The organism is Kitasatospora sp. NPDC059577 (assembly GCF_042735475.1).
Classification (GTDB): domain Bacteria; phylum Actinomycetota; class Actinomycetes; order Streptomycetales; family Streptomycetaceae; genus Kitasatospora.
On record NZ_JBHWBZ010000081.1, the window covers coordinates 32,569 to 33,666 of the forward strand.

A 1,098-nucleotide genomic window follows, 5' to 3' on the forward strand; every position below is an offset into this window, starting at 1 on the left:
CCGGGGCGGCCCCCGGGGCCCGCCGGGGGGGGGGGGGGGGGGGCCCGTCGACCCCCGGTGGGGGGCGGCCCGGGCGCCGGCGCCCCCCGGCCCGCGGCGCGGGCCCCGCGGCCCGGTCGGGGAGGGGGCCGCCGGTCCGGGGTGAGGGGGTGTCACTCCTCGAACCACACGACCAGGCGGACGTCGCCGGTGCCGTGGACCTCGGCGAGGGCGCCCATGACGGTCCACACCGGCCGCCAGGAGCCGTCGGCGGGCACGGCGTCGCGGCGCCGTGCGCGTTCGGCCCGGAACACGGTGGTGCCGACGTCCCACTCGGTGCCCTCGGCCCACAGGTCGCCGATGCGGTCCGGCCCGACGCCGCGGGTGTCGACACCGCTGGCCCGGGCGAACCCCCGGCTCCAGTCGTCCCGGTGGCGCAGGGTCAGGGTGCCGTCCGGGTGGCGGCGGTAGCGGGCGATGGTGGTCGCGCGGGGCAGCGCCGGTTCGTCCCAGTCGACGGCCAGGACCTCGGTCCAGTCGAGCCAGGTCGCGCCGAACGCGGCCGCGCCCCAGGAGGCGTGTGCGGCACGGGCGCGCGCCGACACGTCGGTGGGCAGTCCCCGCCCGGCGCCGACCGGCCGCCAGTGCCCGCTGACGTCCCGCACGCCGAAGAGGCAGGCGAAGGCCGGGTAGTCGCGGGTGACGCCGAGCAGGTCCAGCTCGACGGCGCAGGTCCAGGCCTTCGCCCCGGTCGCGTCCCGGGTACGGCACTCCACGAATCCCCGGATGTCGGTTCCCGTGGGGGCGATTGTGCCCGGCCCCGTCCGCCGCGCCTGCACCGGGCGCTGCCCCCGGGCTGCCCTTTCGGACCTCGCGGGACGTGGGAGCGCCCCTCTAGGCTCGGGGGCAACGGGGCCCGCGACGGGGCCGGGCGGGCGGTGGTGCGGGAGGGGTGGGGGAGCGTGCGCAGGACCGTGACAGACCGGGCGCCGGCGCCGGCGCCCGGGGCGGCGTCGCCCCGGCGCGCCCAGCCGGCGGCCGGGGGGGCCCCCGCCGGGGGGGCGCGGCCCCCCCCACACGCCACCCACCAAAGGGCGGGGGCGGGGGCGGTTAGACATA

Annotated in this window: 1 protein-coding gene; it reads right to left on the reverse strand. The window is 81.1% G+C overall.

Translation table 11 applies throughout. The annotated features are described in order from the left end of the window. Nucleotides 1–152: 152 nt before the first annotated feature. Complete coding sequence (locus ACFV0O_RS37925; protein ID WP_380348827.1) at nucleotides 153–755, reverse strand: hypothetical protein; 603 nt, start codon at nucleotides 753–755, stop codon at nucleotides 153–155. Nucleotides 756–1,098 lie beyond the last annotated feature (343 nt).